This is a genomic window from Nocardia aurantiaca (assembly GCF_009708175.1).
Lineage (GTDB): Bacteria > Actinomycetota > Actinomycetes > Mycobacteriales > Mycobacteriaceae > Nocardia > Nocardia aurantiaca.
The window spans coordinates 16,518-33,076 of sequence record NZ_WMBB01000016.1 but is presented as its reverse complement, the minus strand read 5'-3'; the positions used below and the strand labels follow the sequence as shown (position 1 = coordinate 33,076).

General features: G+C 67.3%; 16 protein-coding genes and 2 tRNA genes. 12 read left to right on the top strand and 6 right to left on the bottom strand.

What is annotated here, in order from left to right:
• Nucleotides 1–67 precede the first annotated feature (67 nt).
• From GLP40_RS34925 to GLP40_RS28505, 4 genes are all read left to right on the top strand, one after another.
• Complete coding sequence (locus GLP40_RS34925; RefSeq protein WP_154791116.1) at nucleotides 68–2,812, top strand: LuxR C-terminal-related transcriptional regulator; 2,745 nt, start codon at nucleotides 68–70, stop codon at nucleotides 2,810–2,812.
• Between the two features lie 120 nt (nucleotides 2,813–2,932).
• A complete protein-coding gene (locus GLP40_RS28515; protein WP_154791115.1) occupies nucleotides 2,933–3,139 on the top strand; it encodes a hypothetical protein in 207 nt (68 codons plus the stop codon).
• 136 nt (nucleotides 3,140–3,275) lie between these two features.
• A complete protein-coding gene (locus GLP40_RS28510; protein ID WP_154791114.1) occupies nucleotides 3,276–3,470 on the top strand; it encodes a hypothetical protein in 195 nt (64 codons plus the stop codon).
• A gap of 5 nt (nucleotides 3,471–3,475) precedes the next feature.
• Nucleotides 3,476–4,159, top strand: a complete 684-nt coding sequence (locus GLP40_RS28505; RefSeq protein WP_154791113.1) for a CPBP family intramembrane glutamic endopeptidase — start codon at nucleotides 3,476–3,478, stop codon at nucleotides 4,157–4,159.
• On the opposite strand, the gene GLP40_RS28500 is transcribed toward GLP40_RS28505, so the two are convergent.
• The gene (locus GLP40_RS28500) at nucleotides 4,132–4,632 is read right to left on the bottom strand and encodes a DUF1772 domain-containing protein (RefSeq protein ID WP_154791112.1); all 501 of its coding nucleotides are present in this window, start codon (nucleotides 4,630–4,632) and stop codon (nucleotides 4,132–4,134) included. The two genes, GLP40_RS28505 and GLP40_RS28500, sit on opposite strands and share 28 nt — an antisense overlap.
• 144 nt (nucleotides 4,633–4,776) lie before the next feature.
• Here GLP40_RS28500 and GLP40_RS28495 point away from each other — a divergent pair, with 144 nt between their 5' ends.
• The 6 genes from GLP40_RS28495 (at nucleotide 4,777) to GLP40_RS28470 (ending at nucleotide 8,127) form a co-directional block, all read left to right on the top strand.
• Nucleotides 4,777–5,268 carry a MarR family winged helix-turn-helix transcriptional regulator gene (locus GLP40_RS28495; RefSeq protein WP_328290778.1) on the top strand — a complete coding sequence of 164 codons (492 nt, stop codon included), beginning with the start codon at nucleotides 4,777–4,779 and terminating at the stop codon, nucleotides 5,266–5,268.
• Nucleotides 5,269–5,515: 247 nt separating this feature from the next.
• Nucleotides 5,516–6,388: a DMT family transporter gene (locus GLP40_RS28490; RefSeq protein ID WP_407671690.1), complete on the top strand. Its 873-nt coding sequence runs from the start codon at nucleotides 5,516–5,518 to the stop codon at nucleotides 6,386–6,388.
• A gap of 111 nt (nucleotides 6,389–6,499) precedes the next feature.
• Nucleotides 6,500–6,575: transfer RNA gene (locus GLP40_RS28485), tRNA-Gly, on the top strand.
• A gap of 15 nt (nucleotides 6,576–6,590) precedes the next feature.
• Nucleotides 6,591–6,665 (top strand) — tRNA-Val (locus GLP40_RS28480).
• A 119-nt stretch (nucleotides 6,666–6,784) separates the two neighbouring features.
• Entirely contained in the window at nucleotides 6,785–7,240 is a 456-nt protein-coding gene (locus GLP40_RS28475; RefSeq protein ID WP_230330030.1) for a putative quinol monooxygenase, read from the top strand.
• Nucleotides 7,241–7,629: 389 nt separating this feature from the next.
• On the top strand, nucleotides 7,630–8,127 hold the full coding sequence (locus GLP40_RS28470; protein ID WP_154791111.1) for a pyridoxamine 5'-phosphate oxidase family protein: 498 nt from the start codon (nucleotides 7,630–7,632) through the stop codon (nucleotides 8,125–8,127).
• A 59-nt stretch (nucleotides 8,128–8,186) separates the two neighbouring features.
• Here GLP40_RS28470 and GLP40_RS28465 read toward each other — a convergent pair whose 3' ends face one another.
• Entirely contained in the window at nucleotides 8,187–8,948 is a 762-nt protein-coding gene (locus GLP40_RS28465; protein WP_154791110.1) for a dienelactone hydrolase family protein, read from the bottom strand.
• Nucleotides 8,949–9,285: 337 nt separating this feature from the next.
• Nucleotides 9,286–9,480 carry a hypothetical protein gene (locus GLP40_RS28460; RefSeq protein ID WP_154791109.1) on the bottom strand — a complete coding sequence of 65 codons (195 nt, stop codon included), beginning with the start codon at nucleotides 9,478–9,480 and terminating at the stop codon, nucleotides 9,286–9,288.
• A gap of 281 nt (nucleotides 9,481–9,761) precedes the next feature.
• Here GLP40_RS28460 and GLP40_RS28455 point away from each other — a divergent pair, with 281 nt between their 5' ends.
• A complete protein-coding gene (locus GLP40_RS28455; protein ID WP_154791108.1) occupies nucleotides 9,762–11,063 on the top strand; it encodes a trypsin-like peptidase domain-containing protein in 1,302 nt (433 codons plus the stop codon).
• 253 nt (nucleotides 11,064–11,316) lie between these two features.
• Here the strand turns inward: GLP40_RS28455 and GLP40_RS28450 are convergent, their stop codons facing one another.
• Entirely contained in the window at nucleotides 11,317–13,089 is a 1,773-nt protein-coding gene (locus GLP40_RS28450; protein WP_328290776.1) for a hydroxysqualene dehydroxylase, read from the bottom strand.
• Nucleotides 13,090–13,206: 117 nt separating this feature from the next.
• The gene (locus GLP40_RS28445) at nucleotides 13,207–14,583 is read right to left on the bottom strand and encodes an NAD(P)/FAD-dependent oxidoreductase (protein WP_154791106.1); all 1,377 of its coding nucleotides are present in this window, start codon (nucleotides 14,581–14,583) and stop codon (nucleotides 13,207–13,209) included.
• A gap of 184 nt (nucleotides 14,584–14,767) precedes the next feature.
• Here GLP40_RS28445 and GLP40_RS28440 point away from each other — a divergent pair, with 184 nt between their 5' ends.
• Nucleotides 14,768–15,412 carry a TetR/AcrR family transcriptional regulator gene (locus GLP40_RS28440; RefSeq protein ID WP_328290775.1) on the top strand — a complete coding sequence of 215 codons (645 nt, stop codon included), beginning with the start codon at nucleotides 14,768–14,770 and terminating at the stop codon, nucleotides 15,410–15,412.
• A 57-nt stretch (nucleotides 15,413–15,469) separates the two neighbouring features.
• Here the strand turns inward: GLP40_RS28440 and GLP40_RS28435 are convergent, their stop codons facing one another.
• Nucleotides 15,470–16,528, bottom strand: coding sequence for an NAD(P)H-dependent amine dehydrogenase family protein (locus tag GLP40_RS28435; protein ID WP_154791105.1), 1,059 nt, complete (start codon nucleotides 16,526–16,528; stop codon nucleotides 15,470–15,472).
• Nucleotides 16,529–16,559 lie beyond the last annotated feature (31 nt).

The window sequence follows — 16,559 nt, the reverse complement described above, 5'->3', positions numbered from 1 at the left end:
CGCCGTGCACAGTATTCGAGTGGTCCGGGGTCGGGGATCACCTCATTCGGGTGAGGTCTCCTCCGCGGTGAATCGACAACACGATCATTTCGGTTGGCAATTCGAGGATGCTCGTCCGTTAAACTGCGCAGATCGGAGCGCCACACCACCCTGTCGGCCGGCCACGGGAGACGCGATGACCGTTTCGCACGACCTGGAATTGCCCGGACCGGAACAACTTCCGGCTACGGACGTTCCGGGAATTCCACGGCTGGCCTTTTCCCCGATTTCCCGCCGAGGCCTCATCGCGGAACTGGACGCCGCCGCCGAAGCGCCGGAAGGCTGTGTGCTCCTTGTGTGCTCGCCCGTGGGTACCGGCAAGTCGGTGCTGTTGACGCAGTGGGTCGAGCGACGCCGCACCCGCACCCGACACGGTCGAGTGGCATGGCTTCGGGCACAGGAAGCGACGCCGGCGCTGAACCTCTGGCGGCGACTTCGCCCGCAGCTGGGCCTGGCACCCTCGGCCCGCAATGCGATGGCCGACTCGCTCGCCGACGCCACCGATCTGGTGGAGGCGCTCACCGCGCGCGGCGAACCCGCGCTGGTGGTGATCGACGATGCGCATCTCATCACCACCCCCCTCACGCTGGCTGGGCTCGAATACGTCCTGCTGCACGTGCCCCCGGGCGTCACCGTCGTCGTTTCGACACGCTTCGAGCCGCCGATCCGCTGGCACCTGCTCGAGCTGGGATCCCGGCTACGACGATGGGGCCCTGGACAATTGGCGTTCTCGGTCACCGAAGCCGCCCGCCTGTGCAGGGATCAGGGATGTCGGCTCACCGACCCCGAACTCACGATGCTGATGGAGCTGACCCGCGGCTGGGCGGCACTGGTCCGCATCGCCGCCATCTCTCTCGCGGCCCGGCCCGAGGATTCGGCCGCGGCCTTGACCGCGCTGTCACGGCTGCCTGCTTCGGTGTCGGATTTGTTGGCCGGAGAACTCATCGACGCACTCCCACCCGGATTGCGCGTGTTTCTCACCTACACATGTGTGCCGGCCGAGTTCACCGAGCAACTGGCCGACGATCTGGTGGGCGGCGGCGCCGGGCACCGGCTTCACGAACTCGAGCGCCTGAACTATCCGCTCACTTCCGTTGTCCGCAAAGGCCATATCTGGTTTGCGTACCATCCGATGCTGCGTGCCTATTTCCGCGCGGAGCTCAACCGGCTCGGTCCAGAGCTCGACGAAGAACTTCAGCTGCGCACCGCGCTTCACCTGCAGTCGATCGGAGAACCCGCCGCGGCGCTGCCCCACGTCCTGGCACTGCCGCAGCGGCGGGCGAGGCTCGACTTCCTGCGGGCGCACGGTCTGAACCTGATTCTCCGGGGATACGGTCCGGCACTGTTCGACGCCCTGACCGCGGCGGACGCGGCGCTGGCAGCGGATCCCTACCTGCGGACACTGCGCGTGGTCGACGCTCTGGTCCGCAGCGATATCGCCGCCGCCCGCGCACATTTCGACACGCTGTCCGACACCCCGGGCAGTTCCGAATCGTTCGTCGGCTCCGACATGCTCACCGCGCTGACCGCCGCGGTGCACTGCGAACTGGCCACCACCACCGGCCTCACCCCGGACGCACTGCGTCTATCGCACCACCTACCGGCAACCGGTCAACCCGATCTGGACTGCTACGCCGCGATCGAAACCGCCACCGTCCTCCTGGTCGACGGCGCGGTCGAAGCGGGTGAGGAACGGTTGCGACGGGGTTTGGCCGCAGCGGAGGTGCGCGCGCTACCGCAGCTGCGGCTGCGCGCGTTGACCCGGCTCGGCTTGGCGTCCGCGCTCACGGGGTCGGTCACGACGATGCGGCGGCGGGCCGAGCACGCGCTGCGGGTGGCACGCGAACATGACCTGCTCGAAACGACGGAGGCCGCGCAGCTCATGGCGCTGGAGGTCCTCGGCGCCTATCTGCAAGGCGACAGCCTCGACCTCGAACTCGTGGCCTACGCCCGAGCCGAGAACACCCTGCTGGACGGATCGATCGGCGCGAACGGCGGCTGGCTCTCGCACATGATCGGGACGCTGATGGACTTCGAGATCACCGAGGACAAGAGCGCAGCCGCGCAACTGCTGCGCACCGGGTTCACCCGCCTGCTCACCTTCCATCCGGTGGCGACGACGAGTGCCAGGCTGATTCCCTTCGTGGTGTGGGCGTTGCTGGAAGTGCGGGAGCCATACGAGGCGCAACTGCTGGTCGAGCAGGCGTGTTCGATTTTCGGCGCGATACCCGAAATCCTCATCGCCCGCGCCGCTCTGGCCTCCGACGGCCACAGATCGCGCCGGGTCCTGGAACTGGTCGAACCACTACTGGACGGCTCGACGTCGTTGCATCCTGTCCACCGAGTCACCGCATGGCTGCTGTATGCGGCCGCGCATTTCGAACTGGGCGGCACGACCGGCGCCCATACCGGTGTGGAGAACGGAGTGCGCTGGGCCGCCCAGGAGCGAATCGTAAGGCCGTTTCTCGATGTGCCCGGAACCCTGGCGCTCCTGGACCGTTTCACCGGGAGCTTCGGCCACCACGACGCTTTCGTCGAGATGTTGCGCCGACATCCCCTGGCGCGCAGGCACAGTCGACATCCGAGCCTGACCGTCACCGAGTTCAAGGTACTGCGGCAATTGCCTTCGGGGCGCACCAGCCAGCAGATCGCCGATGATCTGGGGGTCTCGATCAACACCGTCAAGACCCATCTGCGCAACATCTACGCCAAACTGGGTGGCAATTCTCGCGTCGATGCGGTGGACCGAGCCCGGCGCACCGGGCTGTTGTGAGGGGGTGCGCCCCCGAATTCACCCTCGATGGATGAGGGCATCCGGTGTCGATCGAGCAGATAGTCGTCCTGGGGCACTCGAGCTGATGACGCGAAACCGGAACCAGGAGGCCGCCGTACGATGTCGACTCGCTATCAGTTCGTTGTCGACGGTGAACTCACCGAGCGGGCGCTGGCGGCGTTTCCCGAGCTGTCCACCGCGCCCCTCCGGCCCGGTATGACGATCCTGTTCGGATCGATCAGCGACCCCACCGCCATGCGCGGAATTCTCGCCCGCATCGACAACCTCGGACTCACCCTGCTGGAGATGCGCCGGCTACCCGACTGAGGCTTCTTCTCGGGCCGCGTCGGGACAGCGTTCGCCGGAATCCTCGGCCCCGCGCTGCGCGCACTCATGCCGACCATCGCCGTGCAACCGAAGCGGACATCCGTGCAACGCGCGGTGGCGGTCCTGGATCGGGTTGGTGGCGGCCGTCGTGCCGATCAATGTCATCCCGTTCGGACCGGCGGCGGTGCCGATCATGTCGATCGCGCAAGTGGCGACCGAATTGCCCAGCTACCCCGACCGATTCGAGCAACTGCTCTCCGCAGCGGCAGCGAAGACCGAATCGGGAGAGTTCCTTCTGATCAGCGCATTCGCGATCGGGAAATTATGGTGAAGCCCATGAGGATTCGGCGGTGGCGACGGGTGTATCTGGCGGCCGAGTACGCGGCGTTGTTCTTCGGTGGGACGACTCTCTACAACGCGGTGTTGCGGGGGAAGCCACCGATTCCGGCGTTGCTGGTGCTGGGGACCGGGGTGACGGTGTACCTGCGGCGGTCGAAGGGGTTCGATCGCGGGTCGCTGTGGCGGGCGGAGGCGTTTCCGGAGCAGGCGCGGTCGATGGCGATGACCGCGGGGGCGAACGCGCTGGCGCTGACCGCGGCCACGGCGGTGCTGCGGCGGGAGGATCTTTTCGATCTGCCGCGGCGGAATCCGCTGATCTGGCTGGCGGTCATGGTGTTGTATCCGGCGTTGAGCGTGTATCCGCAGGAGTTGATCTTCCGCTCGTTCCTGTTCCACCGGTACGCGCCGGTGTTCGGGGACGGGCGGGCCATGGTGGCGGCCAGCGCGGCGGCGTTCGGGTATGTGCACATCGTGTTCGGGAGCTGGTTCTCGGTGGCGGCGAGCAGTGTCGGCGGATGGTTGTTCGCGGCGCGGTACATGCGGACGCGGTCGTTGTTCACCGCCTCGGTGGAGCACGCGCTGTACGGGATCCTGGTGTTCTCCGTGGGGCTGGGGCGGCACTTCTATCACGGCGCCGCCCCGGCCGCTCGAATTCAGTTGGGGGCCACCAGAACTGCCTGACGCGCAGCCGCGCGGCTCGGATGAGCGAAGACGGCCGCGGTGATGATGAGCAGGAAGGCCAGCAGCGCCGTGGTCGTGCGGGCGATGTGGAACAGCTCCCAGCGGTGCAGGAGCTGGGCGTAGTCGGCGGGAACGGGGCCCACGGCCCACTGCTTGATCTTGCCGTTGATGGGGACATTGCCGAATCGGGTGATGAGGAACGACGTCACCTCCAACCCGAAAGACGTTGCGGCCAAACGGCGGACGAGCCCGCCACCGTAGATCGCCAGCATCAGTGAGGTGAGGGCGGCCAGTGCCATGGCCGATTGCATGACGGGTCCGTTCACCTTCATCAGCGCGGTGTGGAAGGTGAAGCGGACGTCCAGCGGCACGGTCTTGAACGCTTGGGCCACATTGACCAAGCCGTAACCGAATGCGCCGCACAGGTATCCGGTGGCGAGCAGGGCGGCCGCGGTGAGCAGGCGGGTGCGCATGGGTGAGCCTTTCCAGGACGGTCAGGAGCCAGGCGCGAGGTCATGGCCCATCTGCCAGATAATTCAGATTTCAGAACTGTTCTGATTTTTGAACCTGTATCCTGACTCTGTCAAGACGGCAGTTCGACATCGAACGGAGGGTTCGTGCCTCGGCCACAGCGAGCGGCGGACACCGCGGGCGTACCGGTGAGCGCGGAGGAGCAGCGGCGGCTGGAGGCGCTCGCACCACTGATCGCCACGCATTTCCGCCGCGCGCACGGCGATATGCCCGCGACGCTGCGCGCGTCCTTCGAGGCGGGCGGGCTGGGCAACCGGCACGGCGCGGTCCTGGCCCAGGTGCTGGCCGCGGGCAGCCTCAGCGTGAGCGACCTCGCCCGCCGCCTCGGCATCAGCCTCACCAATGCGAGTCAGCTTGCGGGAGAACTGAATCGAGCCGGCTGGCTGCAACGCGACAACGACCCCGACGACAACCGCCGCACCCTGCTCTCCCTCCCCGACGACCGCCGCGACGACGTGGCCGCGTTCATCAACCGCCGCTCCGACGCACTGCTGCGCGCCATGTCCCGCCTGAATGCCGGCGAACGCCGCGGCTTCCTGGCGGGCCTGCAAGCCTGGGCCGACGAAATCGATCGCTGACCCGCGCGTACGGCGATTCGGGGGGCGTAGCCGGGATCCGTCGCCGACTCGCGCTTCCCACGTCGACAGCTGCCCTTACCGGTCAGGCACCTGAGGGACGCCCCACGTCCGCCGGCGTCACCGTAGGGGCCTCACCGACCCGAATTTCACGGTGACGGGCCGACCTTCGCTGTCGACCGCCTCACATTCAGCTGGTCACCAGCCCCTGCCAAACGACCGGGACCGACTGGTCGGGCAGACTGGCCGGGTGGGAAACCTACCTGTGGCAGCAGTGGTGTGCGCGTTCATCGGGGCGATCTTGTTCGCGGTGTCGGCGGTGGCGCAGCAGCGGGCGGCGGCGGATGTGCCCGAGGGGGATGCCCTGCTGGCCAAGCTGGTTCGGAATCCACGGTGGCTGGCAGGGTTGATCGGGGATGCGGGCGGGTTCGCGTTCCAGGTGGCGGCGCTGGCGCTGGGCTCGGTCCTGGTGGTGCAACCGATTCTGGTGACGGCGCTGGTGTTCGCGCTGCCGCTGGCCGCGCACTACAGCGGTCGCCGGGTGACGGCGGTGATGTGGATGCAGGCGGCAGCGCTGTCGATCGCGCTGGCCTGCTTCCTGGTGATCGGGGAACCGACGGCGGGGGTGACCAACGCGCCCTGGCATCGATGGGTGCTCCCACTGGGCTTGCTGATCGGCGCGATCCTCGCGGGCATCGCGGTGGCTACCACGGTGCGAGTGCCCACCCTGCAAGCTCTGCTGCTGGGTACGGCCGCGGGTCTGCTGTTCGGCATCTCCGCCGCCCTCACCGAGAATGTCACCGATCTCTTCCGGGTCGGCGTCGGCACCGCCCTGACCAGTTGGGAGCTGTACGTCCTGGCCGCGTGCGGCATGCTCGGCCTGTACATGCAACAGCGTGGCTATCAGGTGGGTCCGCTGTCGGCATCACTGCCCGCCTTCACCGTCGCCGAACCGCTCGGCGCGGCGTTCCTCGGCATGACGGTCCTCGACGAGCGACTGCGCTCCGGTCCGGTCGGCACCGCCTTCGTCGCCGCCTCGGTCGTCGTCATGTGCGTTGCGGCGGTGCGCCTTTCCCGCGCCCAGGCCGCTCCCCTGCCCAACCCGGAACCCGCCGCCGACTGACCTTCGCCACGCCCGAAATCCCCCATTTTCCTGGCGATTTGCATTACCCACCCACCCATAGGCTAATGTTCTGTCCCGCAAGCCGATCGGCCCACAAGGCCGGGCGAGCACGCGGATGTAGCGCAGCTGGTAGCGCATCACCTTGCCAAGGTGAGGGTCGCGGGTTCGAATCCCGTCATCCGCTCCACGGGGGATTTTTCAGGCGCGATTAGCTCAGCGGGAGAGCGCTTCCCTGACACGGAAGAGGTCACTGGTTCAATCCCAGTATCGCGCACCAGAAGACAGGAACGTATCCGGTTTCCACCGGTCCCTTCCGATCGCCTCCACCCGGTCAGGTTCGCGACGATGATGGTCGACGAGCGTGAAGGCTAGGTATGCGAGGTCGTCAAGATGGCAATGACGTCGAGCGCCAACACCATTGGCTGTAGTCCCGCTGCGGGTTCGGCGAATGTGTCTTCAGCCCTGCGGTTTTCGGATGGTTGGGAGCGTAGGCTCGAACCTGGTTCGATCGAGCGAAAGGGCGTCAGTGTGGCCGACGACAATATGTTCAGCGTCTACGGGCGAATGACTGCACTGCCCGGCCGGCGGGACGAGCTGATCGCCTTGCTCCTCGATGGATTCCGCGCCGGCGGCGATGACAGCGGCCTGCTCACCTACAGCATCAATACGGCCTTCGACGACCCGGACACAGTCTGGCTGACACAGCTGTGGATCGATAAGGAAGCACACGACGCGACCACCCGTTCCGAGCCGGTCGCAGCGGTGACTCGCCAGCTTCCTCCACTCCTGGCTCGGCAGCCCGAAGGCTTCTACGGCCACGCCGTCCATGTTCACGACCGCACCACCGAGTGACGAGGTGAAGCAGGAGCCCGGGCACCTGGATCGAATCCTGGCCAGGACCGACCCTGACACCGGTCTCCAACCAGCCGACTCGAGTGCTACCGATCGTCCATAACGGAGTCGGCGCAGACTTCCGAAGGACCTGTATCGGACGGCGCGTTACCTCAGCGGTCGCAGGCCCACGACGAGCCTGCAGGTCCGGGTCGCGACACCATCGGCGTCGGTCAGTGCGACGTCGACGTCGGTATCGCGGCACCCTCCGTTCGAAGCGGCCGACGATCGGGTTTTATGAAAATCTGGAAATTCGTGCGCCGGCTGTGTCGAGAACGCGCGGGCGGCTCCGTCCGAAGGATACGAGCAGCCGAACTGGGCACGACCGCACCGACGAAGGAGCGACCACCATGCACCCGACTGAGATCACCGCGATCCTGAACCTTCCGATCAGCCAGGAACTCCTGGCTCGCGACCTGCTTCGCATGGCCTACGTCGCCAAGGACGGCACGCCCCGCAACATCCCGATCGCCTTCACCTGGAATGGCTCGGAGATCGTCGTCTGCACCGCGAAGAACGCCCCGAAGCTGCCCTCCCTGCGGCACAACCCCGCGGTCGCGCTGACGATCGACACCGAGGTACACCCGCCGAAGATCCTGCTCATCCGCGGTCGAGCGGAGCTGGACGTGGTGGACGGCATCCCGGAGGAGTACCTGCAGATGAACGGCACTTACGAGATGACCCCCGAGCAGCGCGTCGAGTGGGAGACCGAGGTCCGCTCGCTCTACGACGGCATGGTCCGGATTGTCATCACCCCGACGTGGGTCAAACTCATCGACTTCGAAACCACCCTCCCCACCGCGGTCGAGGAGCTGGTCCAGCGGCAGGCCGAGCGTCAGCGCGCCTGAACCGATCGACGCGGCCAGAATGAGCCGTCAATGGGTGCTGATCGGCTTGATTTCCTCAGCTACTGGCGCACAGTGCGGTCGAACAGGGCCAGCAATTCACGGTAGTGACGTTCGGCGGCTTCAGGGTCGTAAGCGGAAGTATCGGCCTGGGTGTAGCCGTGTTGGGCCCCTTCGTAGACCTCGGTACGGTGGCGGACGCCGGCGGCGTCGAGTGCCTTGTCGAACTGGGCGATGTGTTCCCCGGTCATGTGGTGATCCTCGCCGGCGTGGGCGAAATACAGCTCCGCCGTGATGTTTCCGACGGCCAGGTGCGGACTGTCCGGGGTGTCGGTGACGAGCGGTCCGCCATGGAATCCCGCCACCGCCGCAACCCGATCGGGGAACATGGCGGCGACCAGGACCGCCAGCCGCGCTCCCATGCAGTAGCCGGTGAGGCCGACCTTGCCGTCAGCAACATGCGGCGACGCCGCCAGCCACTCGAGGTAGGCGCCGGCATCGGAACGCAAGAGCTCGGGTGTGAGCTCGCGGATCATCGGGAAGACCTGGTGGAAGATCTCCGGCCGCTCGGCTGGATCGATGAAGTCCGGCAGCTCGATCACGGGCGCACGCCCGTGCCGGTAATAGGCGTTCGGAAGCAGGACGGTGTAGCCGTGGGCGGCGATACGATCGGCCAGCGACCGCAGGCTGGGCCGCAGTCCGAAACCGTCCTGGATCACCAGAACTCCCGGATGGGCGGCGCCATCGTCGGGGTAGGCGACATACGCGTCGGCGACACCATCGGGTGTCCGCACGTCGACCGACATACCGTGCGTTGTAGTCATCGTCGAATCCTTCTGTCGTGGTTCATGTCCCGTGATCAACACGACGGAGGCGGAGCCCGCGCGATACCGCGGGCTCCTCGATCGAAAAACGGACCGACACCGGCCCGCGCGATGCTCAGAAGAGCACCGGGTAGCCAATCCGTGTGTGGCGCAACGCCGTCCCGGTAGTCATCGCCTCATACCCTAGCCCAGCGGACAAAACCGCGCACACCGCTTCAGGCGTCGCGCCGTGATGAGGGCCGATACCTGGTACGCACGGCGACCTGGTCGCCGTCGGCGAAGCGGTTGAGCCCGGCCGTGGGGATCGCGGCCGGTGCGGGCGATGCGAGATCGGAGACTACGCTCGAATGCCCGCCGCCCACTGCGGGTTTCGCCCGGAAGCGGCAACAGCCCGCAGGAACGGGTCCGCATTCTCGGCAACCTCGACCGCCGCGGCGAACATGCCGTACGCGTGATATTCCTCGGAGTTCGAGTCGATGATCTCTGCGATGGTCGCGGCCGCCGGTGCGCGAATCCGAAACGGAAATGACACCCAAATGACGCTCTTCAGCCGCCAACCGCCGCACTGACCCGGGGAGACTGTTCCTTTTCATCATTTCGTAGACCCCAAGACCGTTCAGGCGCCCGGAAAACACCTGCCAGTAGACGCCGATCGCCATAATGGGGATACGACGATCAACGTCCTGACCGAACAGGACCCGCGATTCTACAGACAATGACCGCCATGACGCCGAATAAATATGGCGGTACGACCATGCAAGGCCCCACCCTCGGCAGACCGCCGTTATCACCACAAATGGAGGGACCCGGATCATGTTCGTCGATAAATCGCTCAAACCACTGGGATCAATTCTGCTGGCCGGCACGTTGGTGATCGGCGGTGCCGCGAGCGCGTCGGGTGCGCCCAGCGGACCCGATCTGGAGAAGTCCATCGTCCTGCTCGATACGAGCTGGGACGGATATATATTCGTGCCGCCCAGATACGATCAGGCGGGCGTGGGATTCACGCAGGAGGTGACGGCGGATTCGACCTGTACCGGCTGGTTCGCCGGCAGGAACGGCCAGATTATGACGGCCGGTCACTGTGTCGATCCGGCGGACGGTAAGAAAGCGCTGTTGCAGCAGTATCTCTCGTCCAAGGGCAGATCCGACCTGCTGGACACCGCCATCATGAACTGGAAGGTGGAGGGGACCGCGCAAGGGGCGCCGGTGGACCGCGCGGTGAAAGCGATTCAGCCGCCGGCTGTGAACGGCGCCGTGCTCACGACCGCTACCACCGTTCAGATCGTCGACTTCCGGTCGTTCGAGCAAGGGGATCTGGCCTTGCTGAAGGCGTCGGGCTTGTCGAAGGAAACACCGGCTCTGCAGATCGCCGATGGGACTCCGCAGGTCGGCAGCCAGTTGACCTCCATCGGGTTCCCCGGCAGCGTGTTGAACTTCGCCGATCCCGGCCGGATCCCCCGCCCGTCGTTCAAGTCCGGCACCGTGTCGAGTCAGCAGGTTTCGCCTCAGGGAGTGTCCGTGCTCGAGGTGAGCACCGACATGTCAGGAGGCATGTCGGGCGGCCCGTCCGTGAACAGCAATGGTCAGGTCGTGGGAATCAACAGCTTCGGCGTCCTGAATCCCAGCACCGGTGCGGAGATGGCCGGCACGAACTTCATCACCGAAACCAAGGATCTACGGACCTTCCTGGATTCACACGATGTACCGGTCACTCAACCCGCGTCGAAGAGCGGCTTCCCGGTCCTTCCGGTGGTCGCTGGAGTGGTGGTAGCCGCTGTGGTCATTGCCGGCGCGACTGCGACCCTGTTGTTCCGGCGCCGGCGGCCGCCTGTGACAGCTCCTCCATCGGCCGGCGAAGCTACCGCTACGGGTCGGGTTCCTCCCGCCGGTCTCCGAGACGATCAGGTTGGCGGACCGGAGACAGTCCACGCACAGCCGATGTCGCATCCGACACCGGTCACCGTCGGATCGGCCGAACCGATTCCCGCTGAGGGCCATGAGCCGTCGACGTCGGTCGACCCTAATGCCGAGAGACACTACTGCTCGAATTGCGGATTCGAACACCATCCAGAGGAAAAGTTCTGCCCGCGCTGCGGTCACGCCGCCGGCTGACCCTCTTCACGATCCGCTGCCCCCGGGTTCCACCCGGCATCATCTACTCCGAGGGGATGGGTCCGCTCCTCCGATCTCGATGTCTCCTTCGCCGGTGACGATCGCTTTCTTCGACCGGCCGCGCTCGCCCATTTCCGCGGCCCTCGGTCCTGTCGCCCCAACGCCGGGGAGTCACACCTCGAGAAAAGGGGAAAAGAATTCGGCAATGCGGACGACCGGCGTCGAACGGTCCTTCTCGCTCGGGCAGGGTTTCTCACGCATCCAGCAGGTGGGGTAGGCCGGCTCGGTAGCGGTCGGCGTCGAGGGCTTTGAGGGGTTCGAAGACCGGGGGTGCGTAGAGGGGGTAGATCGGCGCTCTGGAGCCGGGGTCGCCGGCGGCGTCGAGGAGAGCGTTGGCGGCGGCGCGGCCGGATTCATTGGCGCCTTCCATGGTCGCGAGGTCGATGTGGGTGCGGACGTGGTCGCCCGCGAAGAACAGGTTGGGGATGGCGGTGGCGGCTTCGGGGCGGTTGTCCCAGGAGCCGATGGTGTTGACCAGGAGGGGGGTGTCGTTGGTGGCGGCGCCGCCGGTCCAGTGCACGCCCGGGTCCAGGAACCAGGAGTGGATGTCATCCTCGCGGAGCCAGCCGGTGGAGTTGTTCAGCCAGGCCGACAGTTGGGCCCACACTTCCTGCGCCACTTCATCTTTGGTGCAATCCTTGGCGGACTTGCCGAAGACGATGCCGGGGGTGTCCCAATCGGAGACGTCGACGGACAGGCATTCCACCACACTGCCGTCGCCGTATCGGGATGCGAAGTCCCCCACCCACATCGCCGCCTGCCGCAGGGCGGTGAGGGCCCACGGGGTGCCCAGCGCCGCGATGTGCCCCTCCGGGAGGTCGGTGGGGCGGGTCAGGTAGTACTGGATGCCCACCATCCAGTCGACCTCCAGATCCCTCATTCCGGCCAGGCGCGGGTCCGCGTCGAGGATGTCGTCGCTGAGCAGCGGGACCGCGCGTTCGACCGGCATGGCGCAGATGTACCAGTCGGCGTCCACGCGGCCGTCCGCGCCACCGCTGACCCGGGCCGAGGTGATGCGGCCGTTGTCCAGCTCCAGCCCGATCGCCTTGGCGCCCAGCTCGAATCGCACGCCGAGGCCGCGCAGATGTGCGACCCAGGGGTCGATCCAGGCCTCGTTGGTGGGCCGGTTGAGGATGCGGTCCACGCCGCCCCCGTACTGCGGCACCAGCCCGGTCCCGGCCAGCACCAGAGCCTCGCCGATGGTGCCGATGGTGCGGGCCGAACTGCGATACGGCTTGGCGGCCACGGTGATTCGGGTGAGGGCGTTCACCAGGTACTCGCGGTAGGCGTCGGATTTGCCGTCCGCCTCCATCACCTGCGCCCAGGACCGGTACTCCCATTCGCCGAAGCGGCGCTCGGTGCTGCTGGTGAACCAGCGCAGCATTTTCTGGGTGAACAGGGCCAGTTCCTGGGGCGGCAGGCGCGGGATGAGGCCCACGGCCGCCGCCAGGGTGGTGCGCAGGGTCTCCGGGGTGATCTCGGCGAGGCCGCCGACCTCGACCGGTGTCACGACGGGCGGCAGATCACGGAATGCCACGGTGGCCGCCTGGACGCGGACCAGATTGTCCGCGACCCCGCGGGCATTGCCCGGGAAGGGAATTCGGCTCATGGTCTCCGGAATGTGCTGATAACAGCCGGGAAAGAACCGGAATCCGTGCTCGCCCGGCAGATCCAGCCGCCCGCCCGCACCGGTTCCCGGCACGCTCATACTGCGCGCCTTGCCGCCCAACGCGACCGGTTCGTACACGGTGACCTGGTATCCGCGCTCGCTCAGTTCGTGCGCCGCGGTCAGCCCGGACACGCCGCCGCCGAAGACGGCCACGCTGCGACCGCCGCCGGCGGCGACAGCGCGCACCGGCGGCGACACCGCGGGCAGCCCAGCCGCGGCGGCGGCAATCAGACTGCCGCGCAGGACGGTTCGCCGGGAAATCGGGTGGGATGACGGTTCGGGGCGGGGGCGGTTCACGGGAATCTCCTCGGGCGGACGACGCACGGCTTCGGGCTGATTCGGAGGACGGAAGGTCGACGAAGGCGGCGGTGGAACGCGGGTCGGCGCGGGCCGACGAGTCCGCGCGACCAGCCCCTATTCGGGCGCGCCGGCGTTCCCGGGTGGTGATGGCGACAGGGGCGGCAAGCCGTGGCGGCGCGCGGTCCACCGTTCGTAGCGCTCGCTCGCGGTGGCGCGCACCTCCCGGAACAGCGTGTCCGCCACGGTGATCGGCTCGCCGCGCCCGTGCCAGGCGGCGCGGACGGCCAGGGTCGCCGACAGCCCGGGCGGGAGCATCCGCTCCGGGGACCGCACTCGCGTCATTACCTCGAGGACGCGCGCGGCCAGGTCCGGGTCGTTCGCCGCGGTGCGGTACAGCTCCGCTTCCAGCGGGGTCATCGCCTCGCCCCGGGCGAGCCGGTTGGTCCACTGGTACATGGGCAGGCAGTCGTGTTCGCGGCGGTATTCCCAGTCGCGCAGCGCCCGATCCAACCGGTCCGGATTGTCGAGGACCGGTGCGGCGGCCGCGGCGAGCAGGCGGCCGTAGCGCAGCGCGTCGCGGATTCCCTGGGCGGTCACCGGATCCTTGAAGTGGCCCGCGTCGCCGGGCAGCGCCCAGCCGGGACCAGAGGAGCGGCGGAAGTAGGAGGTCAGACCGACAGCGGTGCGCACCCGCCCGACCGGCGTGCAATCCCGCAGGCGCGCGGCCAGTTCCGGCATCTCGGCGATGAACTCGCGGTAGAGCCGCGCGGCGGCGCGCGGACTGCGGTCGGCCCGCTCCACCGGCGGCTGGATCAGGCACAGCACCAGCCCGTCGTCGCAGGGGAAGGCGGTGCCGAGCAGTTCGCCGGTGCGCCATTGTGCCGCCGTGCTCCGCCAGGCCTGCTCCGCGTCGGCCCAGTAGCCGAAGTAGCAGGCGCGGCCGCTGGCGGCGCTGCGGTACGGGATGTCAGCACCGACCAGCCGGGCGACGGTGCTGCGACGACCATCGGCGCCGACCACCAGCGGCGCCAGCACTTCCGCGGTCGCCCCGGTGCGATCCCGGTAGCGGACACCGGCGACCCGGCCCGCCTCGAACACCAGCTCGGTGACCAGCATGCCCTCGCGCACGTCGGCTCCGCGGGCCCGCGCGGTGGCCACCAGCGCCGCGTCCAGCCCGATCCGCCGCACGCACAGCGCGTAGTCGATGTCATACACCGCCGCGAAAGGGGTGCGCACGGTGTAACCCGATCCGCCCGCGAGTGCCGTATTCAACTGTGGCGCACCTATTTCCAGTACCCGCGGCAGTGCGCCCAGGGCGCGCAGTTCGGCGACGCCGGTGGGCCACAGCAGGTGTGTGGACAGGGTGTCGGAGGGGAAGCGCGCGCTGTCGAGCACGATCACCCGACGGCCGCGCCGGGCGAATTCGATCGCGGCGGCCGCCCCCGCGCATCGGCTTCCGACTATGACGACGTCGGCGGTTTCGCTGCGCATCGCACTCCTACTTCGCGGGACACAGTGTTCGGACACTATGTCTCACGTAAGAGAGTGAGATGAATCCTCTTTCTTGTCAATGGATTCCGCGTGTCCCCTGCGGGTGCGTCCGATTGCGGCAGAATGGCCACATGGTCGAGACAGCGGTGCACCCTCTGCGGCTCGCAATACGCCGGGAGTCCTCGTGCCCTCGCTGACGCGCACCGCCAGGAGCGGCAGGATCCAGCGTGACGAACGTCGCGAGGCGGTGGAGCGGCGGGTTCTGGCCGCGGTCGATCAATTGCTCACCGGTGGCTCGACTTTCACCGAACTCGCTGTCGCGCGCATCGCCACCGAGGCCGAGATCGCCCGCTCAACCTTCTACCGCTACTTCCCCGACAAGAGCCGGCTGCTGATCCGGATGGCCGAACTGGCCACCGACGAACAGTTCAGCGCGGCCGAACACTGGTGGACGAGCAGTCACGCCGACGGCGAGGCGGGCGTAGTCCAGGCCATGCGCGAGATGATCGCCGGATCCCGCGCGCACGCGCACCTGCTGCGCGCGCTGTCGGAGGTCGCGGCCTACGACCAGGATGTGGGCAGTTACTGGCGCGGCCGACTCGAAGCCTTCGTGACTCTGGTATGCACTCGCCTGCAGGCCGACCGGACCGCCGACCGGATTCCGGACAGCGTCGACATCCCCTCCACCGCAATCATTCTCACCTGCATGGTGGAACGCTCCATCGACTTCCTGCTGGGCACGGCCACCGTCGACGATGAGCAGATGGCCCGGTCACTGGGCCGCGCCATCTGGCTGACGGTCTATGGGGATGCTCCGAATCCCAGCTGATCGCGGGCATTTCGGTCATCGGATCGCAGGAACCCTGGAAGCCTGTCGCGTAGTGATTCAGCCACGCGGGGCGGCCAGATCGGGGTGCGCGCGTCCGGCGACGACGGGCAGATCCAGGCTGGATTTGATGCCGGGCGCGGCCGCGCACACATACGGGATCGAGTTGACGCAGTGGTTCGCGGTCGCCACGATGCCGGGATTACGTTTCAACCCTTCCGCGACGCTCGCGGGCTGCCAGCCCCGAATGGTCACGAAGGTGTCGGGGTCTGCTTTGATCTCGATCTCATAGCGTTCCCCCTCGGGCCCGAATTCCCAGCCCGGCTCCAGGTTCCGCTCTCCCATCAGCCAATTGACCGCGATCCGGACGACCGGCCGATCGCCCACCACCGCGTCCCATTGGAAGCGCTGCGCCGCGACCCGCCCCGGCTCGATGACCCCCATCGGCGACTCGATCGGCGCGGTGGCGACGGCGAGCTCGTGCGAGGTGCGAATCTCGGCCTCGGCGAATCCGAGCGTGTCCAGGCACATCCGCACGGACTGGATGAATCCGCCGCTCAGCAGTCCGAGCATCGGGGACTTGCGGGCCTGCTCGGGGGTGCCGCCGAAGCCCATCACCGAGCGCAGCACGTCGGGGGCATCGTAGGTGCGCATGTCGGAGAATTCCTCGGCCCGCACGAACGTGACCGACGATGACATGGCCGAGAGCACGAGCGGATGCAGATCGGTTGTCCCGCCGGGGTTGATGCCGATGCCGTGCAAGGTGACGCCTCCGTCGAGACACGCTTGCGCCAGCTGGGCATCGCGATCGCTCGGATAGAACCAGCCGACCGGCGTGACAACGTTCTTACCGGACCGGAGGATGCGCGCCACCTCGCCGGGATCCGGGATCAGCGGGGCGTACACGACCGCGTCCGCGTCCAACGCCAGGATCGCATCGATGTCGTCGGTCGCGGTGACGCCCATCTGCTCTGTGCCGAGGATGTCACCGACATCCTTGCCGCTCTTGGCATTCGAGTGGACGTAACATCCGACCAATTCGAGCTCGGGATGCGACCGCACCGCCTCGATCGCCGCCTTGCCGACCCCGCCTGTAGCCCACTGGACAACCCGCAACATGGGCCCTCCTCGAAGATGGAGACTCTGTACG